The sequence below is a fragment of the Pantoea cypripedii genome, from assembly GCF_002095535.1.
Classification (GTDB): domain Bacteria; phylum Pseudomonadota; class Gammaproteobacteria; order Enterobacterales; family Enterobacteriaceae; genus Pantoea; species Pantoea cypripedii.
This window is the reverse complement of record NZ_MLJI01000002.1, coordinates 395659-422026: the sequence shown is the minus strand read 5'-3', so window position 1 is coordinate 422026 and position 26368 is coordinate 395659. Positions and strand designations below refer to the sequence as shown.

Here is a 26368-nt window from a genome sequence, read left to right as displayed (position 1 = left end):
TAAGTGCAGGTTATGGTGGATAAGTTAAATACTGCCCGGCAGATCTGGAAGCGTGCAGATCGCCGCCATCGGGGAATGCATTCAACAACCTGCAAGTGTCCGCATCCTGAATGGTTTGCGCCAAAAGATTACCGCCCCCTTCCGGGTGAACTGGGGCATGCCATGCGGCAGCTGGTTATCAGGGATAAAGTGACCGGGATCCGGCGGCTGCGCAGAAGGGTATCTCTCGATCCCTATTTCGTCTTTCTGCGCAAAGCGGTGGGACGGGTGCGTAATTTCAGACCAGAGCGGCAGGCGCTGATTGACGCTATCTTCCCGTTGCTGGTCCAGCGCGCGGATCTGGCAACCTGGATAGTGACGGCAAATGTAGGCCGACTGGCGGCAGAACTGAGTGCAAAGGATGAGGACGGCAACATCATTCCTGAGACCCGGGTAGAGCCATCACGTCTGTCCCGACTGTTACCGGAACTCGCCAGGTTCGGGATCATCGAAATACCGGATCTTGAGTGGGATCCGGTAGAAAAGTACTGGATGCCCCGACACATCAGGCTGACCGAACGCTTCTGGCAGTTATGTGGTGTGAATATAGATAAGTTACTGGCACAGCGTAATGCCAGGCTGGAAACAGAAGGGCAGACCCATGCTGAACCCGGTACGATGGCTTCTGTTCGGGAAGCGCGTAATCACTGGTATGAAAATGCTCGGATAAACACGCTTCGCCAGCGGCGTAAGAATGTGGTGCGAGGGAAACAAAGAAAACGTCTGGCTTTGCTGCCTCTGGATGAGAGGAGGCATGTCATGTCTTCCTGGCTTATCAGGACGCTGCCAAATCATGAGCTGTTCAATATGGATAGTGACAGCTTTGATCGCCTGGTCTGGCTGAATCTGAATTATCTGGAGCTTGGGGTTTCGCACGAAGCCAGCGTTTCTGATTCAGTTTATTAAATTTTCAATTTTCATTGTACCGCCTTAACTGGCGGTGATGTTGCTGGTGCAGCTATGGAAAGTTGACTGACCTGCCAGTCCTGAGCCTCTTTTGGGATGTATCCTGGGATGATGTCCTTGAGAAACTTTCTATCCACAGCTACCTGCAAATGATGAGAGCTGGCTTCCTGCATCCATTTTAACGCTTAACAGCAATACATTCCTGACCAGTGGTCAGTAAAAGAAAATATCTATAGAAGAATCAATTTTCAGTGGGATGAAAAAGGGGGCTCGATGTAGTATAAAGACATGACCAAAAAAACCATTTACTTTATTCATAGTCCCAGCCCGACATTAGGTCGTTCACCTTTACAGAAAGGGTTTTTCCCATACGCTTTTACCAGGAAATACATCCAGAGTCTTCAGAGCGAGGTGGACCGGTTGGGTCTTGAATGGAAAGTTATTGCTGACGATACGGAGTCAGATATAGAGATACTGATAGCACGCTCTCCTGCTCTTCTCGTCTGTGCCCCAGGCCTTCGGTATCAATTCTTTCATCGCGGATTCGACAAACATAAAATCATATGGTTAAACGTAATGGAGTATTTATCTGCTGATCCAAAATCTGTGATTGAGAAGCTTGCAGAGTGTGCTGCTGGTGGTTCCTGATAGAATTTTTATATTAAAAATGGTGCCTGACATACCTAAGTAGAAGAAATCCAGATGCGTAAAGCAGACCTGTAATTAAAGATATGCAGGTAGCTTTTCGTGATGAAAAACCGGCTTTTTTCCACTGTGCGAACCACATGGACATGCCCCACAATACCGAGAAGCATACGGCGCTAAAGACGAACTCAATCACATAATGCTTCATCTCATCCTCCCTGATTCTGCCTGTTGCCCTGTATGATTTTCAAGGTTCAGCCTGAGGTATCAGACTGATTCACCCAGTAAGCGTTTTCTGTAATATTTGCGTGCAACATGAATAACGACCTGGCTGTAAAGAAATCCAGCAATCGCTCCCATGATGATAACACCCGGTATACCAAAAAATTTTACACCCATGCCGGATAAGAGTGCACAGAGTGCCAGCCCGGCCCACGTTTCCCAGTGCCGGAAGGTAGAGGTATAGACTTCATTCCAACGTTTGCCACACTCTTTTGATGGCAGTTGTGAAAGTTCAGGAATGCTTCTGAGTGACCAGTAAATTTTCATGCTGATGTCCTTATTGCGATGAATAAAAACAGGAAAACATAAAACCGGCGCTTATAAAAGACATTATGCAATATTGCTGTAGCTTCTGACGTGAGGCGCGAAACAGGGATGTTATGTCCAGCGTATTGATAAGTGCCGAATTAAGACGAGTAAAATACTCGTCAGAAAGGCTGAGATTAATCATAAAATGCCCACAGCTTGCTCTATGCGGGCCTGTGCAAGCTACCTTCTGGGATATACATTAGGTTTCATGGAGTTCGACCAGAGGCATCATTAACATGAAAAATGGAAAGTTAACTAAATGGCTAAGACTAAATATAACCTGGTCCGTGGAAGCGACATCATCCGTGATGGTATGTACCTCGAACTGTCTGAGGCTGGAACATCCCCACTCAGGCAAATCGCTGAAGTCTTCTATTCCGATGTAACTCACGAGTTTTTTTTCTCATGCTACGAAGGAAGCATACCTCTGGAAGAGATTGAAAAGCTCATTATCGAAGCGAAAAAATTGCTTCCGCCAGCAAAGCAGGCGTAATGATGGACCTGAACGTCTCCTGTGTGCCATATGTGGACATAGCTAATGTCTTTTAGGAAGGAAACAATTACCATGCGTTATATTGTGTGAGCAGGCTAAACCTTGGCAAGAAATTATCATTATGGAGGGATTTTTGATGAGTTGTGAGCACTGTCAGGATCTATGTGTCAAATACGTCATCCGTCATCCTGAACACTTACGCAAGGCAATTCGTATTGCGAAGCATGCGCTTAACGAAGGGATTTTAACCGAGATTGAAGCAACTGATGAATGGAACCAATATAGCTTTAATGAGTGTGCTGAAAAGATGATATGGGGCGATATAGTTGATTATCATTTTGGATGTAAGCATTGCGGTACTCAGTTTGTATTAGGAGCTGAGACATACCATGGCAGTGGTGGCTATTGGTCACCAGAGAACGAAAAGCCATCTGCAACATTTGACTAAGTATCATTCTTGATATTCAAGAATAGTTGTTGTGGGCTGCTTCGTGCCATATGTTGACGTCGTTATCCATGTAGCGTGTTAATCTGTCAAGAGCAGGTCTAGGAAGGTTCGAATGCTTTATAGCTGCATGAATAATACAAAATGGAATGAGATCCGCATGGCAATGGTTAGCATTGAATCACCTCCCTTATGGAAAATCACTTTTCTCAATGGCTATGAATCCGCAGTTGATAGCGAGTGGTTTTACCATTTCAGTGAAGGCGGCTATTTGGATATTCAGTACCTTGATATTTTGACAAATTCAGTCGAACAGCATGCAACGGTAGGCACTATTCTTCAGGCTATTCATCTCCCTGGAATGGAGACTTCAACCGGTTATAGGATTTTGGGATACGCAGATTCGGTCAGCAATGTTGATTATCTTTAACTGGACAAAATCGTTCAATGACTTACAGGATTATTCTCCTCTTAGCGAAGAGTTGGCCTCAGCACCTCACTCTCTATTACGTGGAAGAAGAGTTACACTGAAAGCCATTAAATCAAACTCAATGCTGTCGGGCATTTTCCCACAGCGGCATCAATTCTTCAGGCAACTCTTCCTTACCAAACCCCACAAACTAATAAACAGAGCCATTTGACTCAACAATAGGCACCTCTCCCCACCCCTGATGAAACAATGCGCGATTCCAGTCCGGCTTGAGGCGTTCACCATTATATGCAGCCGCGCGTATTGAAGGAAAGTTAATAAAGAAACTTAACGGCATTCCGTCTTCTCGTGCACGTTGCAATTGCTTTGATATCCAGGCTTGGTTACGTTTGCGGAGTTTCTAGAAGAACACTAAATGTAGTCACATTCCCTCACACTTAATTTCAGATCCTATTTGTGCAACTGTTCTATTTGCGTCAAGAGGCGCTTAAAAGTATCAATAGATCCCCACAACTGATATTTCATGTCAAAATCCCATTCAGGACAACCAGCAAGTTCTGACCTGAACAGTTTCAAACCGAAGTGAATTGCAGCGATTTCATCACGGCCGCAATCTAGAGCGATACCGGCAAGTTGAGCATCACTCAGAGGTCCATACGGTGTATCCTTCCAAACTTTGTGAAAATGCCTATAAATCGTTCTAAGTGCCATTTTTTAAACAGTAGATGCAAAATTTTTAATGATTATCGTCCTGAATGCTGGAAACTTCACTGTTCTGTTCCATGTGAAATACAAAGGAATAGTACAGACACCATCAGCATACAGGGCAAATGCAAACTTCCGCCCTCGCTTATCGCGGCCCTACCTAACTTCTTAGTGAGCAACTATGTGCCAGGAGGTGGCGTAGCAGTGGGCATGAAAGATCATCTGTAATGCTTAGCAAATTGCATCGATTACAGCAATTGCCCATAATACCAGCGTTCGCCTGAAAACCACTCATCCTGATCGTCACCACCATAGTAATCTAGTGTAATACCTAATTCCTGCATACCATCCGGGAGGGTTAGCCCCCATTCCTTGGCAAGGCTACGTTCTTTGAGTAGTACTGAGGAGCCATTCTCAGAGCTACCTTCAGCGATGAAGCCTTGAAAGTATTCTTCAGAACGAAATAAACATACTTCACTGGTAAACATATCCGGAAGGCAAATAACGGCAGTAATGCGAGGTGTATCACCGCAATCTGCTGTCGCGTGTATCAAGTTAGAACAAGCATTAATCAAGGCCTGTGCACACTCTGCTTTAGTTTTTTGTTTGCTGTGTTTTCCTTGAATAAGATTAATTTCTACTGGAATTTTAAAATTCCAGTATCGCTCGTTTATTGAAAAAATTGCACGTTCTGGGTTACGAAAGGATTCAGCCCAACGGTTAAGTGATTTTATACGTCGGGGAATGTTACGAACTTTTGTACGATTATCCCTGCCTAAACGCCTGCTCATCTTTTCAACTTCCTTATTTTAGATTGGCTATGGTTTTATACGAATAATTATTGTTTATTCAATTTATATTCCAACTGATGGCTTAACTATATTCAAACTATATGCTCCACACAAGAACGCCCGCTTCACGCCCTGAGACATTCGAGAAGCTTTTTATGGCTTGAGTAAGGGCGAGGGTAGATCGTAGTAGAGCAGAGCGTAATGGGAAGTGGTAGGGTGAATATCTTTCAGATGTGAATATCGATGAGTTCTGAAGGGAAATTAGACATCATTTAGTTACAACAAACGGCAGTATCTGCTTAACCTGAACATCTGAATCTACCACCCAGCCCCTCCACACTGAACTCCCGGGCTAAGACTTTAGCATTGCGCCCCTCTCAGACAGGAACCAGGCTGTTCTGAAACTCCGAGTGCTCATTGACAGGCCGCCCCGCCGGGCCGAAGGCCCGTATATTTTAAGTAAGTATCAATGCTTGTTGTAACTATGACTTGTAAAATCTTTCCTGCTTGATATTTCTTTCAACTCCAACCATGAGGCTAATAAGCTGCTGACGGGATCGTAGTTTAAAAGCGTCCGGCAGGGCAAAGATGCTGGGAATACCGTTAATTACCTGTAATATTGGCTTCTGTTTTATTAGTGAACTGTAAATCTCAATGTCGGGCGTGCAGGATGAGTGAGAAAGGGAAAAACTGGATTAAAGCTGAAGATGTGGCGCGCCTGGCTGGGGTGTCGCGTTCAGCAGTATCACGCACTTTTACTCCCGGCGCCTCGGTCGCAGAGAAAACACGCGCCAAGGTCATGCATGCCGCTGAACAGCTGGGCTACCAGGTCAATATTATCGCCCGTACCATGAATACCGGCAGCAGCAACTTTATCGGTATCGTGACAGCAGGCTTTGATAATCCCTTTCGCAGCAAGCTGTTAACTCCCCTGGTCCATCAGCTTGCATTGCATGGCTTTATGCCATTACTGATGAACGCGGATGATCCTGAGCAGCTTGCGCCATCTCTGAAGCAACTTCTGAGCTACCACGTCGCGGGCGTCATTATTACCTCCGGCGCCCCCCCCTTGTCACTGGCAGAAGAATATCTCTCGCGCAAGATTCCGGTCACGCTGATTAACCGCCACGCTGATCTGAAAGGCTGCGATCGCGTTGCCAGTGATAATGCGCAGGGAATGCAGCTGATGGCCGAATATTGCCGGGAGCAGGGCTGGCATAATATTGGCTTTATTGGCGAGGACCGCAGTAATTTCAGTACTTCAGAACGCTATAATGCGCTGATCTCTTCCATGCCCGATTTATCGGTCAGCACACGGTTTATAGCGGGCGGAGGGTATGATGCAGGCCGCGCAGCCGCCATTGAACTCTTTACCTGCCAGGTGCTGCTGTGTGCCACCGACATGCTCGCGCTGGGAGCAATGGATGGTCTTCGCTCACTCAATGCTTCTGAAAAATCGCCCGCCGTGATTGGTTTTGATGACATTCCTCAGGCCAGCTGGGCCCCGTATCAACTGACGACAATACAACAGGATACCGACGGACTGGCACAGCAGGCGGTCGATCTTCTGGTAACCCGTATTGCTCAGTTCGACCTGCCTTCCCGCCATCGTGCAGTACCGGTGAAACTAATTATTCGTCATAGTGCATAATGGAAAATTAGTTTTATGCGGATTCGGTCACAGATTAATCCCTGAATTATCGCCAGACTCCTTTCAGCCCTGAGGGGCTAATTTTTTGTCGCATATTGCACACGTGTGCAATTTTGAGGAGATGTTATGGCAGCCTATGAAAAAGATTCGCTGCAGGCGCGTTACCGCTTCGCCTGCAGTCTTGCTGAAGCAGGGGGAAAACTGGCTTATGAGTTCTATCAGCAACGGGATCAGCTGAAAACTGAGCACAAAGGAAGTGACTTACAGGATGTGGTCAGCCGTGCCGACCGTGAGGTGGAATCCTTCGTCAAATCGCGTATTGCGCAGGCTTTTCCGGAGGATGGATTCCTTGGTGAGGAGGGGGGGACGGCTGATGCTGGCAGGTGCGTACTGTGGGTGGTTGACCCTATTGACGGGACCAGCTGTTTTCTCAACGGCCTGCACACCTGGTGTTTATCTCTGGCGATCGTCGTCGAGGATGAACCGGTGATTGGAGTAGTCTACGACCCGAATCATCATGAATTGTTTCATGCCCTGCGGGGCGGCGGTGCATGGCTCAACAACCAGAAAATTGAGCCACATCAGGCGACTACAGTTGCTGAAGGGGTAATGGGAGTAGGGACTTCGCATCGCGTTTCATCATCAGATTTTCTGCCCTTCATCGATCAGCTGTTACAGCATGGCGGCATGTTTGTACGCAATGGCTCCGGTGCGTTGATGAGTGCCTGGGCAGCAGCCGGGCGCCTGATTGGTTACTACGAACCTCATATGAATCCCTGGGATGGATTACCCGGTATCGTGCTGATGCGCGAAGCAGGAGGAACCACAAATAATTATCTGGCAGCAGAGGGTATTGCGCACGGCAACCCGGTATTAATGGCAAGTAAATCGCTTTATCCACAATTACAACAATGGGTTAAACAACCCTTACTTTAACCTGCATGGGTATGGCACCTGATTCTGTACTCTACACAATACGGAATTTGCCTTCAGGGATGAAATACAGCAATCAGTCTTGCCTCCGCCCGACGGAGACAAAATGATGTCTGCATTATTCAGTTTTTTCCGTGCCAGCCCGGAGAAGCACGCTGGCTCCTTCAATGATAAACACTTCCGCTTTGTACGGTGGCAGACGTTTCTGGCCATGACGCTGGCTTACGTAACATTCTACGTGTGTCGCCTTTCTTTCACCGTTGCTAAAAGCGCACTGGTGGAGCTGGGTATATCACCGTCAGAGCTTGGCATGATTGGTTCCGCACTGTTCTTCAGCTATGCCATTGGCAAACTGGTTAACGGTTTCCTTTCCGATCACGCTAATGTCGTGCGCTTTATGAGCCTTGGTCTGCTCCTCAGTGCAGGTATGAACCTGATGATGGGCATGACCACCAACGCCATGCTGCTGGCTGTTTTCTGGGGCATTAACGGCTGGGCACAATCGATGGGGGTGGGTCCATGTGCTGTATCACTGGCACGCTGGTACAGCACCAGAGAACGGGGCACGTTTTACTCAATCTGGTCGACCGCGCATAACATTGGTGAAGCCATGACGTACATGGTCATCGCTGCCGTGATCGCCGGCTACGGCTGGCACATGGGCTATCTGTCAACGGCTGCACTGGGTGCAGTGGGAGTGGTGATCATGCTGATTTTTATGCGTGATTCACCGCAGAGCAGTGGCTTTCCGTCGATTCATGAAATCAGCAATGAACCCATGGAAGAGGAAGAGGCGAAAAGCTCCATTCTGAAGAATCAACTGATGGCCCTCCGTAATCCGGCACTCTGGACGCTGGCGCTGGCTTCTGCGTTTATGTATATCGACCGTTACGGAGTGAATTCATGGGGGATCTTCTTCCTGCAACAGGGGAAGGGTTACACCACAGTTGAAGCCTCCGCCATCATTGGCGTTAACGCTATCGCGGGGATCATCGGTACCATCCTGGCGGGCATGCTATCGGACCGCTTCTTTGCCCGCAATCGCAGTATTATGGCGGGGTTTATCAGCCTGCTGAACACCGGCGGATTTGCCCTGATGTTGTGGTCACCGCACAGCTACTATACCGATATTCTGTCTATGGTGATTTTTGGTGCCACCATCGGTGCACTGACCTGTTTCCTCGGTGGCCTGCTGGCCGTGGATATCTCTTCGAGAAAGGCGGCAGGCGCTGCACTGGGGACCATTGGCATTGTCAGTTATGCTGGTGCTGGTTTTGGCGAGTTTTTGACCGGCATTATCATCGATAAAACCTCGGTGATTGAAAATGGCAAAAAACTCTATGACTTTCACACACTGTCCCTGTTCTGGGTGGCAGCCGGTATCGTTTCCGCGTTGTTATGCTTTATCACCGCAGTGATGGTGGCCAGACGTAACGCCAGCGAACACCGCACCCTTTATTCATCTTAATTACACCCAATAAGGAAGACATTATGATGCCACGCAGACATCAGGCTGCTGCACGCCTGTGCATTGCCGGAGCACTGTGGTTAAGCGCAACGCAGGTGTATGCCGAAGCGCAGTATCAGCTGGAAAAAGTGGTGGAGCTGAGCCGCCACGGCATTCGTCCACCCACTCCTGGCAACCGAAAAGATATGGAGGCCGCAACACATCGGGCCTGGACAACCTGGACAACACATGACGGTGAACTGACCGGTCATGGCTACGCAGCGGTGGAAAATAAAGGACGCTGGGAAGGGGAGCAATATCGTCATCTGGGTCTGCTGACATCAGGCTGTCCGCAACCGGATGATGTATACGTGCGCGCCAGCCCGCTGCAACGCACGCGTGCGACGGCACAGGCACTGGTTGATGGGGCTTTTCCGGGGTGTGGCGTTGCAATTCATCGCGTGGATGGGGAGGACGACCCGTTGTTTCAGACTGAAGCGTTTCCGGCGACTCGTACCGATCCGGTCAGACAACGGGCTGCGGTCAGCGCTGCGGCTGGCAACCTGAAGGCGCGACAGCAGGCTTTGCAGCCCGCGATTCAGGCACTGAAAGTGGCAGTGTGCAGTCCGGGTACCGACTGTTCATTTTTCGAAAAACCGTGGCAAATCAGACAAAGCGATAGTGGCAAAACCTCAGTCGACGGTTTAAGTGTGCTTGCCAATATGGTGGAAACCCTGCGTCTGGGCTGGAATGAGAATCTGCCACTGAATCAGCTGGCATGGGGCAATATCACTTCGTCTCAGCAAATCACGGATGTCTTACCCCTGTTAACTGCCAATTATGATCTTAGTAATGACGTGCTTTACACCGCGCAAAAACGCGGATCGATTCTGCTGAATGCGATGCTGCAGGGGATTGAGCAGGGCGTTAACAAAACCGATGACGTTATGCCTGACACACATTGGTTACTGCTGGTCGCCCATGACACGAATATCGCAATGGTACGAACGTTGATGAGATTCAGCTGGACGTTATCGGGTTATACGCGCGGGAATATTCCCCCAGGCAGTAGTCTGGTGTTCGAACGCTGGCGCGATACAAAAAGTGGCGAGCGATTCCTTCATGTTTACTTCCAGGGACAGAGTCTTGATGATTTACGTCTTTTGCAGGCGATCGATCACACGCACCCGCTGTTGCGACAGGAGTGGAGCCAGTCAGATTGCCGCATTACAGCGGTGGGAACACTCTGCCCGATGAAGACTGCTGTCAGTGCGTTAAGCAAAAATCTTGATCATAGGGCGATAACGCCTGTGAGTTATCAGTAGCGTTACGGACAGCAGGGGACTTTACCTGCTGTCATGTCATACAGAACGAGCAGATGGCTTCACTTATTTCGATAAGCTACAGCGTTCATTTCTGATTTATTTGGCGAATTGACAGGACACAAAGAGGATGCCAGGTGAGTTGTTAATTTCACAGCTAGCAGGGTATTCAGAAAAAAAAAGCAGGTACGCTCGGAAGGAACAGTAAATCAGCTATGTGGCCAGTTTTAACCACATAACTGATAAAGTGGTTTAAATCAGGAAATCATCCAGAGATTTACCGCTTTCGATTGCTGCTTTAATCGGAGCTGGCGTACGTCCCTGACCAGTCCAGTTCTTTTCCTGGCCATTTTCATCGGTATATTTATACTTGGCCGGGCGAGGGGCACGTTTAGCACGCGGTTTGCCTGATCCTTGCAGGGACCCCAGCAATTCGGATGGATCAATACCTTCTTCCAGAAGCAATTCGCGATATTTAGCCAGTTTCTCTTCTTTCTCGCGAACAGCAGCTTCTTCTGCATGACTTTCTTCACGACGTTCTGCAACAACAACGCTGAATTTTTCCAGCATCTCTTCGAGATCAGCCAGTGCAAGTTCCCGTGCCTGCGCGCGCAGTGTTCGAATATTATTTAACGCCTTAAGTGACTCACTCATGTCCGTCTCCAGAACCTGGGTTATAGAATATCAACTAATAGTGTCCTCATGATTATGAAGACTGCTTCGATTCGATTATATACACCTGGTACATTACAGCAAAGCAGAAGGCAATGCGAATAGCGGCAAGAAGTCTGATTTTTATCCTGATCAGTAAGAGAGTTCTTTTAATCACCTTCGTTACTCTGTAACCGGACTATTTTTATCAGAAATAATCTGAATTACTGCAAGGAAACGTAATTTTCCCTATAATTCAGAACTGTTAACGCAGTCGCAAATCATTCACGATGATAAAATCCCGTTTCGAACGATTGTTCTCGTTGATTAAGTAACCCCCCTCCCATTCATACGATAAAAAGCAGATTGATCTGGCAACAGAGATAGTTGATTAAGGTAATACAATGCAGATTGAAGATTTGTATCAGAAAATCGGGCAAATCGTTTTTAGCTGTGGTCCGGACAATGCCACCGAGCTGTACGTAAAAGCAACATTGTTTCCGGCAGAGGAGGGTGGTGAATTTGAATTCGATTATCTGGATGAAGATAGTGAACCAGACTGGTTTGATCCTGACCCGCATGCCGTAGCCGACTTGTCTGATGCACTAAGAGAGTTGCAGCGCATTTTTATCGAAGAAAATACGAACAGGGGTATGGCAATCTGGACCAGATGCTCGATTACTGTGAATGTTCCTGAAGAAAATATAGACATCGATTTTCAATATGAATAAACCCATCAGCACATAGGTCGGGGCAATACTGGAGCAGTTCTTAATTACAGGGAGGGGTAACGTGTGATTACTGAATCGATGACAGAGAAATCGGGGCATCTGGCATGGTGCGCTCTGGTTGCTCTTGAGCTGGCCAGGCATGACGGACAGATAAGCTCCGAGTCTCAGGAGAATATTTTTCTGACACGCTGGCTGGCCACTGCTCTCAAACAACATCGTTTCCCACGTGAAGTGGCGACAGATATTCAATGGCTGCTGAAGCAGGGCAGGATGCTCGGCACAAGAGCCAGACTGCGGCATAAAATCGATTATCTCTGGCGCTCCTGCACCGGCGACCTGACACAGCAGAATGATTTATTCCGTCTGACCTATGCGATCGAAACAGCAAAACAAATGCAATGGGTATATCGGCAACTCAGTGACAGAGAGTGGTCCGGGCGCAACGCTGTACCGATAAACCAGAATGTAAATGGTATTTATCTGCCCCGAACATCACTAAATACCGCGTTCGATGATGAAGGAAAGCAAATTACTCCCCTTACAGCAAGACTCACTGGCAACCTGGCAGGACTGGATAAACTGTTAAACCGGTGTGGATGGCGTCGTGAACTTGCTGATGGGGACAAATCCTCATCGGTTTATCTGTTGTTGGCCAACGCTGAAAACTTCGTTTCTGTATGCCCGGCTGATGACTCTTAAGCATGTGCTCGTGTTAGGTTTCAACAGGCTCCCGTCATATTTCCGGGTTTTCAATTCTGGCTATTAGATTTTCGCCATGATTACGTATATTGCCGACGGCCCGGCTCACCGGATGCCAGGCAAAAGCTGTTTCAGGAAGAACACCATGGTGAATGATCTCTTCAGCACGTTCTGAACGGGTTTCATTACTCAGCCATTCTCGTACTGCGTCTGGATAAAGTACCAGTGGACGCCGATCGTGTATGTCGACCATGCCCTGATTACTGTCCGCCGTGACAATCACGAATCCTTCGCGGCCATGATCTTCATTGAATGGTGCCCTGCCAATAGCAGCAAAAAATAGTGGCTGCTTATCAGCGCGGTATATGAAGTAGGGTTGTTTTTTGTTGCCGTTTTTTTTCCACTCATACCAGCCATCTTCGGGCACAACCGCGCGGCCCCGACTCCAGAGCGGCTTAAACATACGACTGGAGGCGGCTGTCTCGCCGCGGGCATTGATGAGAGGCTGCTTCTGCCACCATTCCGGACCGTAACCCCAGAATACAGGGTCGAGGAATAGACCTTCATTCCTGGCATTAAGCAGCAATACCTGTCTACCGGGGGCAACATTGAAGCGCCCGATTGGCTCAGGGTCATAAAGTATCTCATCAGGCCTGATACCCGCAGCTTCAAAATAATCATCCCGGCTGCGGTACTGGGCGAAGCGTCCACACATAGCCACCTCCTGATTAAAGGATAGCGCTATACAGACTCCGGCAGGGCAGCGCGATGCGGGATATCACTGATTCGTTTTATCTCATGGGTCACCACACCCACGATACGTATATCTTCCGCCAGGACCTGACCGCTATCAGTGACGATACGCCACGGGTTAATAAGCACCGTTCCCCATTCATAATTATCGGATATCTCCAGCAACACTCTGCTACCATCACCAGGGGATTTGTACTCGTCAATGATGCAGCGCTCTCCGCCACACTCGACCAGATAGCAGGTTTCACTGGTTGGCAGAATCTGCGCCAGCTTTTTTAGTACGAATGTCACTTCGCGACGGGCAGGTCCGAGTACCGTGTTGTGTATGCCGGAGACAACATTTCCCGTTTCATTGCCCATGATTTCTGAATCCCCTGTCCTGCGAACCATATTTTTCCCTTCCCGCTTTGATTGAGACCATCAACGACGCGCATCAGCGCCTCGCTGTTGGCCTGTGGACTGTATTCGTCAAAGAGATTTAGCTGAGCCACACCCTGGCTGAAAAAATCCCCCAGCATGACGCCGGCTTTCATATACCGATGGCCATCTATCCAGATACGATCGAGCGCATCCATAGCAACACGCACGATGTCACGTGTGTCATTTGATGGTGTGAGGAGTTTTCCCGTAATCTGGTTGCCGTAGAACACCTCGTTTTCAGCGTGGGGGCTGGTACGCAGGAAAACGGAGATCTGCCTGCAATACTGTTTTTCCTCCCGCAGCTTCTCAGCCGCGCGTTCAGCATAGGCACACACTGCCTGGCGCATATCCATGAAATCCGTAATACGTGAACCGAAGGAACGGGAACAGACAATCTGCTGTTTAGTCGGGGCAAACTCTTCCAGTGCAAGGCACGACTCGCCGCGCAGTTCCCGGATGGTTCTCTCCATGACCACACTGAAGTGCTTGCGCATCACCCAGGCAGAACTTTCTGCCAGCTCAAGCGCTGTCTCGATGCCCATCAGGTTCAGTTTTTTGCCAATGCGTCGTCCGATCCCCCAGACATCTTCCACTGCAACATGTGCCATCAGCTTCCGCTGCCGGTCAATATTTGAGAGATCAACCACGCCGCCAGTTTTACTCCATGTCTTAGCCGCGTGATTAGCCAGTTTCGCCAGAGTTTTGGTCGGTGCGATACCCACCCCGACAGTGAGGTGCGTATCCCGCAGCACCCGTTCTCTGACCATTCTTCCGAATTGCTCCAGCCCGATACAGTTCCGTACACCGGTCAGATTCAAAAAAGCTTCATCGATCGAGTAAATTTCTACGGCTGGTGCCATTTCTTCGAGCGTGGTCATCACTCTGTTCGACATATTGGCATACAACGCGTAATTCGAACTGAACACCTGCACCCTGTGGCGGCGCAGGTCATTTTTCATTTTGAAATACGGATCGCCCATTTTTATTCCGAGGACTTTGGCTTCAGCCGAACGGGCAATCACGCAGCCATCGTTATTGCTGAGCACAACAACCGGACGTCCTTTCAGGTCTGGCCTGAACACGGTTTCGCAGGAAGCATAAAATGAATTCACGTCAACGAGGGCGAACATGTTCAGTGTGTCGACTTGATTACGTACATCACCACACCAAAGACATCGAGCTGATCTTCGTCGCCTATGATAATGGGTGTATAGGCGCTGTTCATCGGAACCAGCTGAACGGTGGGACGCAGTTGCAGACGTTTGACGGTGAACTCACCTTCAACAGCGGCAACAACTATCGCCCCATGTTCAGCTTTGACAGAGCTGTCGACCACCAGCATGTCACCATCACTGATCCCGCCGTCAATCATCGAATCACCACTGACCTTAATGAAATAAGTCGCGCTGGGCCGCTGAACGAGTAAATCGTTCAGGTCGAGTTGCTGCTCAACATAGTCCTGCGCCGGTGACGGAAAGCCACAGGGAACGCGCTCAATGAAAAAGGGTAGGGCCAAAACAGCGCGGATTTCTGCAGGTCGGTACATCTTCATGGTGGCAATCTCATTACATACTGTATATATAAACAGTAATATTAAATCAGGGGATCGATCAAGTCTGGTTACGCTACTTTTCAGGAAGAGATTGTCAGAGAAGGGAATTTAGTTTCCAGCAGTGGCCGGAAATGGCTGTTTTTAACGTAGGGAAAGGCTGTCCCATCCTAACATTATGATTATTGGTTCATTTTATGAGCATAAACATTGATGTACGCTTTAATGGCGTAACGATTCGCTTACGGTTCAAAGAGGCATGAGTCTGACCAACGAGATACGGAAGAGGGGGAAATTTTAAGATTTAAAATGTAGACGAGCATGTTCAGTGAGGCCTGAGATTGCATAACTGATGCTCAGTAATAGCAGCAAGTTTGCTCTCACGCTGTGTTCTATACACCAGCTAAGCCGTCACAACATCAGTGACGGATCTGAGCCAGGTCTTCATCTGACAGTCCGGTAATTTCCTTTACTGACTGAAGAGACATACCGGTTTTGATTAACTTGCTGGCCACTTCCAATTTACCTTCTAATTTGCCTTCCAGCCTCCCTTTTTCTTCACCCATTTGCATACCTTCCTGGCGGCCTTTCTCAATACCCTTCTGTTCAAGCTGCTGTGCAATTGTCATCAGTTCATCCTCATGCTGTGGCACTCTCTGCGCCAGATTACGTATGAAGGTTTCGGCGTCATCAGTCTCTCCCGCCTGTACCAGGTAGTTTATCAGCGAAATCAGCTGCTGTCCCGTCAGATGGCCGGTCAGTAAAGTGACCGCCAGCCTGTCCAGCAGGTCGGCCAGATCACGCCGATGAATGTGCTTCTGCAACAGGGTAAGCGCTGCCATGCTTCGGTGGTTCATGATGTCATCATCAGGGATTACAGTGACATCTACCAGAGGGAACGAACTCCCGTAGAGACGCCCTGCAAGCTCCGGATCGTCAAACTCCTGCAGCCAGTCGGTAGAAAACGGATACGGGCTGCGCTTACCGGTATAGAACAGTACCGGAATAACAAGCGGCAGCTTTTTATGGCCAGCATCAAGATGACGCTGCATAGCAGCCACCGCATATCGCATCAGACGGAATGCCATGTGCTTATCAGGTGTGGACTGGTGTTCAATGAGTACCTGTATGTAGCCATCGCCTGCGGTCGTTTTCAGACTGTAGAGTACGTCGCTATAGTAAGCGCGGAGGTTTTCCTCAACAAAACTGCCAGACTCAAGTTTAAGCGTGCTCAGATCGCAAATTGCGCGCAGCTCAGCAGGCAGATGTAAATCGATAAAATCTCTGGCTGTGTCAGGTTGCGTCAGGAACGCCTTAAAGGCCGCGTCATGCGGTACAGGTGTCGGCTTTTTCATAATCAGATCCATCCAGACTGGAAACTCTATGGTATCACAGTGAGTCTGGATCACCTGCATCCGGGCAGAAGCAGCTTATTCCCCGTATTCACGCAACTGAATATGAATCCATGAAATCAACCATCGCACCGCTGTGAGCATCGACGTGCCGGATATAGCGCATCACCGTTTCCGGTTTTTTCCACGTACCTTCCTGCATAATCTGCGCTGTACTGTACTTTTTCGCCGCCATGTCCACTGCAGCACCCACTCGGGTGCTGTGTCCGGTCCATCCGCGGTAGCGGTTTTTGTTCGGCCGGGCACCATGCTCCGGGCCGGCCTCACGCCAGGCCCGGATAAAAATATCTTCCAGTGCCCGCGTTGAAAGCGGCTCAGCCGTAATGACGGTTGCCTTATTGGAACGGTGTACCGGTCCGAAGATGAAAGCATCCGGCTCGGATATCAGCCCCGATATGGTCAGCCATTCAGTCAGCCGCTGAGAAGACAGCTCTCCCAGAGCCTTGATTAAACCGCCGGTCATTACGATGGTTTTGGTCCAGGCCACGTCAAGAAGAATACGCCCGTCGGCAGCACGCGCGACGTCCCGAACACGCAACCGGCCAAGCTCACTGAGGCGCAGCAGCGTCGCATAGGCCACATGAAGAAAGGCCAGGTCACGGACCTGCATCAGGCGGGAGGATCCAGTCCATTTCCGGTCAAGGGTCAGCAGGTCGCCGATGCGGAAGGGAATAGCCTGTCCCGCACGTTCACCGGAGATGACCGCCGTGCGGTTGATTTTCTTAACGGCACGGAAAATCAGCGGGGAGGTTCCCGGGGGCACAAGTCCAGCGTTACGGTGTAACATAGATATCAGCGCCGCGTGCGTGCCAATGGTGGAAGAGGCACGGCCGATCGATTGCAGATGATGAAGGTAATCGCGCAGGTCGGCGGGTGACATAGGCAGAAAGCAGCGCCCATGTTCAGCGGCCCAGCGGCTGCAGATCCGCATCACGCTCAGCAGCTGATTCCAGGTATTGGATGAAAAAGCCTCTCTGTCCCGGACAAATTCGCGTAACCGATCGGCAATGTCGCCGTCCTCTACAGGTAACAAGGCCAAAGTGGAGGTTATGTCTGTCATATTGTCCGTTTTATGTGCGATCCAGCTGATGGCGTCGCTACGTAAATTCTGGCTTCCTTTGCTGGGAAGACCCCTGCAGATTTTACGTAGCGCTGCCTTATTTGTGAGCAGTGGTATCAGTACCAGGTCATGATAATCCCGCCACCCACGTCATCATACCCGGATCCTCCTGAGGATCCTAACTTCATATAAATCCTATTATATGAAGTTAGGATCGTAATCACTGATCCACACTTGAAGGTGTTGAAGAGCAAGGGACAAACTAATTAAAGGTAATCTGTTTGAGCAGGAAAATAACAAGTATATTTTGATTCATATAAAAAGTGGTGTTAATCCATCTCACGGTGCGCTTATTTTAAATATAATAAAGATTAAGAATGCCGTCGAAATTAAATTTATCTGATATTAATAGTTGCTGATATTATTCATTCAACATTGCGCACCCTCCGGCCATCATTTATTGCTTGAGTGTTGCCATTTGCGATTAATAAGTGTTGGCAATTACGATTCAATACGTTATGACTATATACGTTTTCAGCCCTTGAATTTAAACCAACGCTTTACTGATAAAAGAGCTGGAAGTAACGAATAACGGATTAACGGATTCTGTTGACTTATTTACTTGTGAGCTGGAATCGTGAATCGATTTCGACGGCCTTATTTGCCCGGACGGAGAGGGTGACAGGTGAGTCACGGCGCCCGGCCCCTCAAAGGTTTGACCCAAAAGCGTTCCAAAGTATTGATTTAACATAGCACTATCCGATGTGAATACTGGCTCACAGGCTGGGCGGCATGATTGAAGAGGGCATTTTAGATTGAGCAGCTACCATACACCTGAAATTCCTTAAAATGATGTTTAATCACGCCTTCTCCACTGATTCAGCAGGCGCGGCGAGTGTTTTTTTGCGTCCGGACCCCATCCCTCGGGATGGCACTGGCAGGAATTAAACTGTGGTGTGCGGTCAATACCCCATGAATGATCGCGATGAATTGTTAGTTTTTCAGGCTTTGTGCCCGGCTTAACTAGGAGTAAAGTATCTTAAAATGCTAGAAAATAGTAACGACGTTGTTTGAGGGATGGTGAATGGACGCCAGTATTCATATTTACAGCGATAAAGACGATGATCAGGAGAGGGCACTGGCTCACGAGAACGCCCTGGAGATTTATGCTAATGACTGCGGACAGTTGCCTTTTGGCAATCTTGACCCCAGAGCATTCGAATTAATCATCCGGGATTTGTTTGATGAGAAAAAAGGTGAGGCGACCTGGGACTGGTATGATACGGCCTTTCGGATTAATGATGGCTCTGATCACGGCATCGACGTACAGCTAATGAAAGACCGTGTGATCGCGGGAATCGTGCAGTGCAAACGCTACAGTTCAAAAGCGTTTACCATGCCTGAAGTACGCGATGAGTGGATAAAAATCTGTCTGCGCAGTCTGCTAATAAAAGATTTGCTTCCTCCTGACGGTCTGCCGTTTCGCTATATTCTGGTGGTTTCTGATAATGTCAACGGTGAAACACTGCAATATTTCCAGCGAAACACTACTGCGCTGGACGATTTCATCAATCGGAAAACGGATTACCTTAAAGCACTAGTTGCCGTCAGGAACAAATATGCGTTACTCAGCAATTCCCAGCTGCTTAAGGAAAAAACCGGTCAGGCATTATATGACATGGTGCATCTGCAGTTTGAGCGGCTGAATATTAAGCTTTACACCCGTGAATCGCTCTCGCCACTTGTGCGTGCGTCCGACAACCTCATGGGCATCTACTTTCGCCGTGAAGTGGTTTTTTTCTCTAAAAGAGCGTTCTGGATTTTTTCCGTGAGGTTTATCCGGAGGGTGCTATCGCGGCGGATGTACGCGCCAAGCATGCGGAAAACGTTTATACCCATTACGGAAATGAAAACCTGTTATCTGCAGGGCGTCTAAACGCTTTTATTTTTCCGGCGGGCGAAAAGATATCTGTGCGTATGCTGGGTGATTTCCTCAAAGAGAAAATGCCTGAGGTGGCCGGAAATTATCCGGTCATGCTGGTCTGCCCCGCGAATGCGTTTGACCCTGCTGATCTGTGCTCCATTGACACGCTTATCAGTGACTTTCAGGGCACCGTTATTTTACAGGCCGGCTGCGGTATCGTGTCCGGCGCCGTGCTAAACACCTGGAAAAACGACGGGTGGCTTTGTGCTGATAGCGTAGGGCTTTTTCCAGAAAGGGCTCAATATCAGGCGGGCTGGTGCTGGGCAAAGTCCGGCGCGGGCGATATTCACCGATTTATTTTACTGGAAACCTGCGACTGCGATGACTCGCTGAGCTATGCAGGGCGCGCGCTTCGCCTTGCGTTTAATGACGTCAATCTCTGGCCCGTTCTGAACACTGATTATTACACCCCTGCCGGTTCTTCCTGCACAGTACTGGATGACCGTCTCTCCCTGAGTATTGCTGATGACGGCCGCCGACGGCCCAACGTTCTTCTGGTCTCTTCATCCTGTGCACTGACGCAGGAGTGTTTTAACGCACAAATCCGCCGTTTTGAGAACCTGCGTCAGAAGCGTTTTCTAGGGGTCATTTTCTGCCATCAGTCACAGGTGGAGATTACGGACGGCATACGTTATGCCTCAGGCATTTACCCAGCCAGTGCAGGTAATGATCTTTTGCACGCCGACAAAGGGCCGATACCTGCCCTGTTAATCCGGGATAAGGGCGTGACCTGTGCGATGTTCTGCCTCCGGCTATATTCGGAGAACGATGAATTTACCGCGACATCCTGTTACATGTGGCAATGGCTCAATGGGTGTTTTTACGAGGTAGGTGATGGTATACAGCTTGAGCTTCAGCGGGTGCTGCTGGATCCCTTCACTGACCCCCCGCAATGCCTTATACAGGAGGGGGTGAATGCATTTCGGCACGCGCTCGTGACATGTAAACCCCCATATGCCGGCTATTTTGTTCATTATGCACTGAGCGGGCCCAGGTCTTATGTCTATCCGCAGGTGAACACATTCCTTCAACAGCGCCGAGGCATGCGTAAAGTGATCAGAGCGCTAAGCTACCTTTCAATGCACCCCAGCGTCAGCTGGAATGGTAATCAAGCCGTGACGGGTCATCTTTTATGGAACGGTGTGGGGACACCTGAGTCCGTGATGGGATGGTTACCTGATGAAATGAGTGACACACAGGTTGACGCAATACTGACCCGGTGGATACAGGATGGGGGGGAGCATTGCGATCTGAGCGTGTTTGCTGATGTGGAAGAGGACCTGCCTTCACACGGTCGTTCAATCCGACAGGATCTGACTCGCGCCAATATTGCTGAACCAGCGGCGGAGGCTGATTCTTTCGCTGCGCCACGTTCAACGCGCAGAGCCTGGCTTTTCCCCCTTAATCCTCTGCTCAGCCGGACGCGAAATGACGATCCGGCTGAGCTTGAGCGCTATCTGAGTAGTTTATGGACGGTAAAAAATGGATAGTCTGATTGCTGAATTTGAAGCAAAAGCGACCTTTGCCGGATTCTTCAGGAAAACATTGCCGGTGGAATACCTTGCGGGTATGTCTGAAGGCAGTCTTTACTGGGAATCCGAATATGCCTGCATGCTGCTGTGGCCTTTAAACGCGAAGCCTGAGCAGATGGAAAGAGAATTGATCGTCAGCGAGAAGATTGCGGACGCGATGGCCCGGGTTCGTGAAGGCACGGGTAGGGTCATCGATGCAAGCGTAATATATGCGATGCCGTCAGTTCACGGTGTACCTGATGGCCTGATTACAAAAGTTGAGCAGAATACCCGTCTGGTCAGAAAGCATTTCGTGTGGATGGAAAATGGGGAGTGGAAACGCACCGGTCGCGTCACAATGCTGGGGCTTGCACCGCTGGAGCAGCGGGAGATCGCTGCCGGAGACCTGAGGGTCACAGGCAGCACGCAAGCGCTTCTGGCTGAATTTGAGTCGGGAAATTCCCCGCGTGCTATCGCCCTGAACCATGGAAGTAAGTGGGAGAGCGGCGATGTATAATCTTCAGATATTAAACGTGACGATCAGCCGGTTTAGGGGCATACCCGGAGAGGTGACCATTCCGCTTAACACGGGGCTGACAGTTATTTATGCCGCAAATGGTACGGGAAAAAGCACGCTTTGTCAGGCGGTGGAATGGTTACTGACGGGCACATTACCAGACGTTTCAGAAAGTTCGCTTACCTGTAAGTGGGGAGATGGAGAAACCTTTGTTGCCGCAGACTGCATTATTAGCGGTCAGCAGTACCGGTTAAAGCGCACGCTGAAGGGACTGGAGAAGTACGACGGACAGGTCATCACTCAATGCAACACCCTGTCTCTTCTTAGCCTGCTTTCTCCGGAGGAAATTGGTGCGGGCAAGAACCGTCCCCAGGCGGTCCTGACAAAGCAGGCTTGGCTTCGCAATAGCCGGTGGCTTTATTCTAATGCCTTATCCCTGTTGGTGGATGAATCGCAAGCCGATCAGCGTTCACAGGTCTTTGCCAACATTCTGGGGTACGGACATCTCATACCCCTACAGCAGTCCATCAACAGTTATCTCCAGTATCTGCCCGGTGTCAGCCAGCTGACACAGCGGCTAGACCGTCTCCGCGAAGAGCTCCGCGCCGTCGATGAGGCTGAAAAAGCAAATGAACCTGCATCAGATGCGGCTGAGCTGATTTCGCAGCTTGCCGTCAGCCTGGATTCCGGGCAGGACAGTTCAAATCATGAAACTTTCCTTGAGCGTGCACAAACGGATATTGCGAAATACAGACGTGAGACGGAAGGTTACGGAGCCGTCTGTCTTGAGGTGTCCTCTCGATGGGAAGCCTTTGAGCATGCCTCCGGAGAGGAGCTGCAGCTACGCACCCGAATCCATGCGCATCGCACTGCATGGCAGGATGCCAGCCAGAAGCATCAGCATGCTGGGGAGCAAAAACAGCGCGACGACGGTCAGGTTCGGGACCTTGAAACGCGAATGAAATGGATAGCTGCGCAGGACACCCTAGCGCAGGATTTTGCTCAGATAATGCAGCAGACGGGCACCAGCGGAAATCTCCGTTTCACGGATACGCAGCTGCTTGAAAACTATTTTGAGAAGGGTATTCCGTCTGGCGTATTGCAGGGCTATCACGAAGAGCTGAGCCGCTACCTAGAGGTGGCGCGCAGTGTTTATGTTTCCGGACAAATCCGTGAGGAATGGCAGTCGCGCATCAGGCGTGTGTCGCGGGATGAGGTGGTTGCATTACGTGTTAAAACACAACTGGCAGCGGATGAACTGAAGCGATTGACATCCTCGGTCAGGGCGCTGGATGATCAGACCGCTGAACTGCACGCACTGGGATTGCAGCTTGTCAGTCGGGGACAGGGGAGCTGTTGCCCGCTCTGCACGCATGACTGGATTAAAAATGAACGTTTATTAACGGCGTTACGCACTGCCAGCGACAGGCTTTCCCCTGAGGCGCAGGCGCTGAATTTACAGCTTGAGCAAATGCGCAGTGATTATGCGAGCATGGAAGTGATGTTAAAGGAAAAGGAAGGCTTGTTGCGTGATGCAGAAGCCTGTTCAGCATCAATTACCGCGGCGGATCGCAGGCTCAGTGAGGCATTCAGGGCGCATTGCAATAGTGTCTTTTTTGAGGAGAGCGGAATAACCTCATCGTCACCCGAAAAGTTATCTCAGTTTATCGCTCACCTGGGTCTGTCAGCACGTTATGCGGCGTTCAGGGAGAATCTACTTACCGCGGAAGCATTTCTGAAAACGGGTACAGACGCAGTCGTCGAATTATCCGTCTACGACAGGTGCCAGTTGGTGCAGTCTTCTCTGGCGGAGATGAAAGATGATACTGACATCGCCCTCCAGACGGCTCGGCTGGCGCAGCAGGCATCCGAAATGGGGCTGAAGCAGACCGGGGAAGACGTCTCTCAAAGACTGCAACACATCACGACCGCAGAACAGCAGCTTGTTGCTGTTCTTGCGGACCTTCAGTTCATCCAGACTCAGTGGCGGAAAGTCAGCACAGCAGACCTGACAAAAACTAATCTGATCCAGTGTGAGGAGGTGCATGCAGGCATGCAGAACCGCCTGAATCACTTAGAGACGCTCTATGCAAAGGCTCAGACGGCCGTGGATCTGAAGAGAACTAATGCCCGCACGGTATCGCTTCACTCCAGCATTGAGACGCTTGAGCGCAGGTTGGATGAACACGCACGCAGAAAGCGGGAAGGTGAGCTGGCCCGTGATGAGCTCGCATCCGAAATCGAACGTCTGACCAGCCTCAGTCTTCAGAATCTCATCGATCCTGCTTCGGAGATGTTTTCACGAATGCATGCCAATGAAGTTTACGACGGACTGAAAGTGGCAAAGGACGGCAAGCTGAGATGGCGGGCGCTGACAGGTAACAAAGCGGATGATGAACTTATTACGCAGGATTATTTCAGTCAGGGGCAGCGGCAGGATCTTGCGCTATCCCTGTATCTTGCCAGAGCAAGGACCTTGGGCGGTACCTTCTTCCTTGACGAGCCTGTCGCCCACTTGGATGATATGAACCGGGTAGCCATGACGGACATTTTCAGGATGCTGACGATGCAGGAGAAGGGGCTTGGGCTGGTGCTGACGACGGCTAGCGACCCGCTAAGGCGCCACCTGAGACAAAAATTCTCGGCCCTGTCAGGTGATCGTGCATTGCTGAACATTATCACCATGAATGGTAACCCTCGTCAGGGCGTCTCCTTTGACATTGAGCAGTATTAACACATAGCGCATACGTCTGGCCTGTGAGGTGCAGGCCAGAATTATGCAGAACGCTGATCGCCCGCCCTAAACTGAGCCTGTACAGCGATGTCATCGTCTTCTTCCGCTGGCTATGACAGCTAGCCCTCGCGACGTTTGGTCACTGCTCATTCGCAGGTGGCTACGTTGGCCACATTCATTAAATTTCTGATATCTATAATGTCAGGCTGCATGAATGGGCTATCGTCTCCATACACTCCTCGTTTTTATGATTGATATTCAGACTGGCATTCACTGAAAATCCGGGCGGTGTGCCATTGATGGCGTGATCATTTCATTAACTGAGAAGGATATGGTTCATAGGTAAGTATTTGGTGAACTCACCTTATGGATTTGTATGCCTTTCACCACGGCATCAACAGTAAGCTGATGCGTCTCGAAATTCCATATTTAACATAATTCACGTTACCCGTATTTTATCTATAGAGGCAAAGCTGACCTGGCCGTTCTGAGCTAAGCTTAACTGGCCGCTTCGGGTAATCTGCTGAGGACCTGCTATGACGGCTTCTGGTGCGGAGTTTTTCACGATGAACGAAGTTAACCGGCTTAAAGTTATTCAGGACGTTGTCGACCGGCGGCTGACAACCCATCTCGCTGCTGAACGCCTCGGTATTTCCGACAGGCACTGCCGTCGCCTGCTTCAGCGCTATCGTACAGACGGTCCGCTGGGTATGGCTGATCGGCGGCGCGGTAAGCCCAGCAACTACCAGCTCCCTGATGGACTGGCTGAACGTGCGATTCAGATCATCCGCGAACGCTACGCTGATTTTGGCCCGACGCTGGCCTGCGAGAAGCTGACTGAGCTGCACGGCGTGACGCTGTCTAAAGAGACTGTGCGCAAGCTGATGATGCAGTCTGGCCTCTGGATCCCGCGCAGGCATCGTGCGCCAAAAATCCAGCAACCACGTTACCGCCGCGCGTGCGTTGGCGAACTGATACAGATCGACGGCTGCGATCACCGCTGGTTTGAGGAACGTGGCCCGGCCTGTACGTTGCTGGTTTACGTGGATGACGCGACCAGCCGCCTGATGCAACTTCACTTCGTCCGCTCCGAGTCCACGTTCACCTACTTTGAAGCCACGCGCGGCTACCTGGAGCAGCACGGCAAGCCGCTGGCGTTTTACAGCGACAAGGCCAGCGTGTTCCGTATCAACAATAAAAATGCGTCTGGCGGCGACGGTCAGACGCAGTTCGGTCGCGCGATGAACGAGCTGAACATCACCGGCATCTGCGCCAACACCAGCTCTGCCAAGGGCCGCGTGGAGCGTGCGCACCTCACGTTGCAGGACCGGCTGGTTAAGGAGCTCAGGCTGCGTGACATCAGTACGCCCGACGCGGCTAACGCCTTTGCCGCTGAGTTTATGGCGGACTACAACCGGCGTTTCGCGAAGGCACCGAGGCATGATTTTGACGTGCACCGTCCGCTCGATGCTGACGACAACCTGAACCAGATATTTACCTGGCGCGAACCGCGCAAGGTTTCGAAGGCGCTGACGGTCCGCTACGATAAAATGCTGTTGCTGCTTGAGGATAACGATGACAGCCGCCGCGCGATGGGCAAGTATCTGGATGCCTGGCAGTACCCGGATGGCCGCGTTGAACTCAGGAGTCACGGCACGGTGCTTCCCTACTCTGCCTACGACCGGCTGTCTGAAGTTGACCAGGGTGCGATCGTTGATAATAAACGGCTTGGACACGCGCTGGCCGTGGCTAAGCTGATGCAGGACAAGCGTGATAATACGCGCTCGCAGGGACTTCCGGCCGGTAACGGACCAAGCCGCAGGAGCGCGAAGAAAGATCCTACTAAAAAGCGGCAACGGGCGGTTAATGAGGATGATTTACTGGAGGCGATGATTGATTTACAGACGCGAGGCTAGGAGATATTTGGAAGTTGAAGTATTTATCAATAC

General features: G+C 50.0%; 25 protein-coding genes. 15 read left to right on the top strand and 10 right to left on the bottom strand.

The features are described from left to right. Nucleotides 1-12 precede the first annotated feature (12 nt). Entirely contained in the window at nucleotides 13-945 is a 933-nt protein-coding gene (repA, locus tag HA50_RS23170; RefSeq protein WP_084880160.1) for a plasmid replication initiator RepA, read from the top strand. A 661-nt stretch (nucleotides 946-1606) separates the two neighbouring features. On the opposite strand, the gene HA50_RS32190 is transcribed toward repA, so the two are convergent. Together HA50_RS32190 and HA50_RS23160 are read right to left on the bottom strand one after the other, a co-directional pair. Then, entirely contained in the window at nucleotides 1607-1798 is a 192-nt protein-coding gene (locus HA50_RS32190) for a DUF6404 family protein (protein ID WP_420851473.1), read from the bottom strand. Nucleotides 1799-1857: 59 nt separating this feature from the next. After that, entirely contained in the window at nucleotides 1858-2139 is a 282-nt protein-coding gene (locus HA50_RS23160) for a hypothetical protein (RefSeq protein ID WP_084879170.1), read from the bottom strand. Nucleotides 2140-2440: 301 nt separating this feature from the next. Here HA50_RS23160 and HA50_RS23155 point away from each other — a divergent pair, with 301 nt between their 5' ends. The 3 genes from HA50_RS23155 (at nucleotide 2441) to HA50_RS23145 (ending at nucleotide 3549) form a co-directional block, all read left to right on the top strand. Next, nucleotides 2441-2674 carry a hypothetical protein gene (locus tag HA50_RS23155; protein WP_084879169.1) on the top strand — a complete coding sequence of 78 codons (234 nt, stop codon included), beginning with the start codon at nucleotides 2441-2443 and terminating at the stop codon, nucleotides 2672-2674. 136 nt (nucleotides 2675-2810) lie between these two features. Next, a complete protein-coding gene (locus tag HA50_RS23150; RefSeq protein ID WP_084880158.1) occupies nucleotides 2811-3122 on the top strand; it encodes a hypothetical protein in 312 nt (103 codons plus the stop codon). A 112-nt stretch (nucleotides 3123-3234) separates the two neighbouring features. After that, nucleotides 3235-3549: a DUF6678 family protein gene (locus HA50_RS23145; RefSeq protein WP_084879168.1), complete on the top strand. Its 315-nt coding sequence runs from the start codon at nucleotides 3235-3237 to the stop codon at nucleotides 3547-3549. Nucleotides 3550-4502: 953 nt separating this feature from the next. On the opposite strand, the gene HA50_RS23140 is transcribed toward HA50_RS23145, so the two are convergent. Continuing rightward, nucleotides 4503-5045: a DUF3916 domain-containing protein gene (locus tag HA50_RS23140; RefSeq protein ID WP_084879167.1), complete on the bottom strand. Its 543-nt coding sequence runs from the start codon at nucleotides 5043-5045 to the stop codon at nucleotides 4503-4505. Between the two features lie 670 nt (nucleotides 5046-5715). On the opposite strand from HA50_RS23140, the gene HA50_RS23135 reads away from it, so the two are divergent. From HA50_RS23135 to HA50_RS23120, 4 genes are all read left to right on the top strand, one after another. Next, on the top strand, nucleotides 5716-6696 hold the full coding sequence (locus HA50_RS23135; protein WP_084879166.1) for a LacI family DNA-binding transcriptional regulator: 981 nt from the start codon (nucleotides 5716-5718) through the stop codon (nucleotides 6694-6696). Nucleotides 6697-6822: 126 nt separating this feature from the next. Then, complete coding sequence (locus tag HA50_RS23130; protein ID WP_084879165.1) at nucleotides 6823-7632, top strand: inositol monophosphatase family protein; 810 nt, start codon at nucleotides 6823-6825, stop codon at nucleotides 7630-7632. A gap of 106 nt (nucleotides 7633-7738) precedes the next feature. Continuing rightward, complete coding sequence (locus tag HA50_RS23125; protein WP_084880155.1) at nucleotides 7739-9097, top strand: MFS transporter; 1359 nt, start codon at nucleotides 7739-7741, stop codon at nucleotides 9095-9097. 23 nt (nucleotides 9098-9120) lie between these two features. Then, nucleotides 9121-10401, top strand: coding sequence for a histidine-type phosphatase (locus HA50_RS23120; protein ID WP_084879164.1), 1281 nt, complete (start codon nucleotides 9121-9123; stop codon nucleotides 10399-10401). Between the two features lie 249 nt (nucleotides 10402-10650). Here the strand turns inward: HA50_RS23120 and HA50_RS23115 are convergent, their stop codons facing one another. Next, nucleotides 10651-11052, bottom strand: a complete 402-nt coding sequence (locus tag HA50_RS23115; protein WP_084879163.1) for an H-NS family histone-like protein — start codon at nucleotides 11050-11052, stop codon at nucleotides 10651-10653. 401 nt (nucleotides 11053-11453) lie between these two features. Between HA50_RS23115 and HA50_RS23110 the strand changes: the two genes are divergently transcribed. Next, the gene (locus tag HA50_RS23110; RefSeq protein WP_084879162.1) at nucleotides 11454-11780 is read left to right on the top strand and encodes an antitoxin YezG family protein; all 327 of its coding nucleotides are present in this window, start codon (nucleotides 11454-11456) and stop codon (nucleotides 11778-11780) included. A gap of 78 nt (nucleotides 11781-11858) precedes the next feature. Beyond that, nucleotides 11859-12479: a DUF2913 family protein gene (locus HA50_RS23105; protein WP_084879161.1), complete on the top strand. Its 621-nt coding sequence runs from the start codon at nucleotides 11859-11861 to the stop codon at nucleotides 12477-12479. 34 nt (nucleotides 12480-12513) lie between these two features. Here HA50_RS23105 and HA50_RS23100 read toward each other — a convergent pair whose 3' ends face one another. The 6 genes from HA50_RS23100 to HA50_RS23075 form a co-directional block, all read right to left on the bottom strand. Beyond that, entirely contained in the window at nucleotides 12514-13194 is a 681-nt protein-coding gene (locus HA50_RS23100; RefSeq protein WP_084879160.1) for an SOS response-associated peptidase family protein, read from the bottom strand. A 26-nt stretch (nucleotides 13195-13220) separates the two neighbouring features. After that, a complete protein-coding gene (locus HA50_RS23095; RefSeq protein ID WP_084879159.1) occupies nucleotides 13221-13523 on the bottom strand; it encodes a hypothetical protein in 303 nt (100 codons plus the stop codon). After that, nucleotides 13520-14782 carry a translesion error-prone DNA polymerase V subunit UmuC gene (umuC, locus tag HA50_RS23090; protein ID WP_084879158.1) on the bottom strand — a complete coding sequence of 421 codons (1263 nt, stop codon included), beginning with the start codon at nucleotides 14780-14782 and terminating at the stop codon, nucleotides 13520-13522. The genes HA50_RS23095 and umuC overlap by 4 nt, the downstream gene beginning before the upstream one ends. Nucleotides 14783-14784: 2 nt before the next feature. Further along, on the bottom strand, nucleotides 14785-15204 hold the full coding sequence (umuD, locus tag HA50_RS23085; RefSeq protein WP_084879157.1) for a translesion error-prone DNA polymerase V autoproteolytic subunit: 420 nt from the start codon (nucleotides 15202-15204) through the stop codon (nucleotides 14785-14787). A gap of 416 nt (nucleotides 15205-15620) precedes the next feature. Beyond that, nucleotides 15621-16559 (bottom strand): Rpn family recombination-promoting nuclease/putative transposase, encoded by a 939-nt coding sequence (locus HA50_RS23080; protein WP_167379263.1) that lies wholly within the window; start codon nucleotides 16557-16559, stop codon nucleotides 15621-15623. 85 nt (nucleotides 16560-16644) lie between these two features. Next, nucleotides 16645-17673, bottom strand: a complete 1029-nt coding sequence (locus HA50_RS23075; protein WP_084879156.1) for a tyrosine-type recombinase/integrase — start codon at nucleotides 17671-17673, stop codon at nucleotides 16645-16647. 1084 nt (nucleotides 17674-18757) lie between these two features. On the opposite strand from HA50_RS23075, the gene HA50_RS31795 reads away from it, so the two are divergent. The 5 genes from HA50_RS31795 to HA50_RS23055 all read left to right on the top strand — a co-directional run bounded on the left by HA50_RS31795 (nucleotide 18758) and on the right by HA50_RS23055 (nucleotide 26335). Next, entirely contained in the window at nucleotides 18758-19609 is an 852-nt protein-coding gene (locus HA50_RS31795) for a restriction endonuclease (RefSeq protein ID WP_244193646.1), read from the top strand. A gap of 41 nt (nucleotides 19610-19650) precedes the next feature. Further along, nucleotides 19651-21147, top strand: coding sequence for an ABC-three component system protein (locus tag HA50_RS31790; protein WP_244193645.1), 1497 nt, complete (start codon nucleotides 19651-19653; stop codon nucleotides 21145-21147). After that, a complete protein-coding gene (locus HA50_RS23065) occupies nucleotides 21140-21685 on the top strand; it encodes a hypothetical protein (protein ID WP_084879155.1) in 546 nt (181 codons plus the stop codon). The genes HA50_RS31790 and HA50_RS23065 overlap by 8 nt, the downstream gene beginning before the upstream one ends. Beyond that, nucleotides 21678-24419, top strand: a complete 2742-nt coding sequence (locus tag HA50_RS23060) for an AAA family ATPase (RefSeq protein WP_244193644.1) — start codon at nucleotides 21678-21680, stop codon at nucleotides 24417-24419. The genes HA50_RS23065 and HA50_RS23060 overlap by 8 nt, the downstream gene beginning before the upstream one ends. Before the next feature lie 536 nt (nucleotides 24420-24955). Next, on the top strand, nucleotides 24956-26335 hold the full coding sequence (locus HA50_RS23055; RefSeq protein WP_084879153.1) for an ISNCY family transposase: 1380 nt from the start codon (nucleotides 24956-24958) through the stop codon (nucleotides 26333-26335). The last annotated feature ends 33 nt before the right edge of the window (nucleotides 26336-26368 follow it).

Bases quoted from the DNA above. Each gene is read 5' to 3' on its own strand.
- HA50_RS23105 (WP_084879161.1), top strand. From the start codon at position 11,859: ATGACAGAGAAATCGGGGCATCTGGCATGGTGCGCTCTGGTTGCTCTT.
- HA50_RS23160 (WP_084879170.1), bottom strand. From the start codon at position 2,139: ATGAAAATTTACTGGTCACTCAGAAGCATTCCTGAACTTTCACAACTG.
- HA50_RS23120 (WP_084879164.1), top strand. From the start codon at position 9,121: ATGATGCCACGCAGACATCAGGCTGCTGCACGCCTGTGCATTGCCGGA.
- umuC (WP_084879158.1), bottom strand. From the start codon at position 14,782: ATGTTCGCCCTCGTTGACGTGAATTCATTTTATGCTTCCTGCGAAACC.
- HA50_RS23065 (WP_084879155.1), top strand. From the start codon at position 21,140: ATGGATAGTCTGATTGCTGAATTTGAAGCAAAAGCGACCTTTGCCGGA.
- HA50_RS31795 (WP_244193646.1), top strand. From the start codon at position 18,758: ATGGACGCCAGTATTCATATTTACAGCGATAAAGACGATGATCAGGAG.
- HA50_RS32190 (WP_420851473.1), bottom strand. From the start codon at position 1,798: ATGAAGCATTATGTGATTGAGTTCGTCTTTAGCGCCGTATGCTTCTCG.
- HA50_RS23140 (WP_084879167.1), bottom strand. From the start codon at position 5,045: ATGAGCAGGCGTTTAGGCAGGGATAATCGTACAAAAGTTCGTAACATT.
- HA50_RS23100 (WP_084879160.1), bottom strand. From the start codon at position 13,194: ATGTGTGGACGCTTCGCCCAGTACCGCAGCCGGGATGATTATTTTGAA.
- HA50_RS23135 (WP_084879166.1), top strand. From the start codon at position 5,716: ATGAGTGAGAAAGGGAAAAACTGGATTAAAGCTGAAGATGTGGCGCGC.
- HA50_RS23125 (WP_084880155.1), top strand. From the start codon at position 7,739: ATGTCTGCATTATTCAGTTTTTTCCGTGCCAGCCCGGAGAAGCACGCT.
- HA50_RS23055 (WP_084879153.1), top strand. From the start codon at position 24,956: ATGACGGCTTCTGGTGCGGAGTTTTTCACGATGAACGAAGTTAACCGG.
- HA50_RS23130 (WP_084879165.1), top strand. From the start codon at position 6,823: ATGGCAGCCTATGAAAAAGATTCGCTGCAGGCGCGTTACCGCTTCGCC.
- HA50_RS23110 (WP_084879162.1), top strand. From the start codon at position 11,454: ATGCAGATTGAAGATTTGTATCAGAAAATCGGGCAAATCGTTTTTAGC.
- HA50_RS23150 (WP_084880158.1), top strand. From the start codon at position 2,811: ATGAGTTGTGAGCACTGTCAGGATCTATGTGTCAAATACGTCATCCGT.
- HA50_RS23155 (WP_084879169.1), top strand. From the start codon at position 2,441: ATGGCTAAGACTAAATATAACCTGGTCCGTGGAAGCGACATCATCCGT.
- HA50_RS23115 (WP_084879163.1), bottom strand. From the start codon at position 11,052: ATGAGTGAGTCACTTAAGGCGTTAAATAATATTCGAACACTGCGCGCG.
- HA50_RS23075 (WP_084879156.1), bottom strand. From the start codon at position 17,673: ATGACAGACATAACCTCCACTTTGGCCTTGTTACCTGTAGAGGACGGC.
- HA50_RS31790 (WP_244193645.1), top strand. From the start codon at position 19,651: ATGCTGGGTGATTTCCTCAAAGAGAAAATGCCTGAGGTGGCCGGAAAT.
- repA (WP_084880160.1), top strand. From the start codon at position 13: ATGGTGGATAAGTTAAATACTGCCCGGCAGATCTGGAAGCGTGCAGAT.
- HA50_RS23060 (WP_244193644.1), top strand. From the start codon at position 21,678: ATGTATAATCTTCAGATATTAAACGTGACGATCAGCCGGTTTAGGGGC.
- umuD (WP_084879157.1), bottom strand. From the start codon at position 15,204: ATGAAGATGTACCGACCTGCAGAAATCCGCGCTGTTTTGGCCCTACCC.
- HA50_RS23145 (WP_084879168.1), top strand. From the start codon at position 3,235: ATGCTTTATAGCTGCATGAATAATACAAAATGGAATGAGATCCGCATG.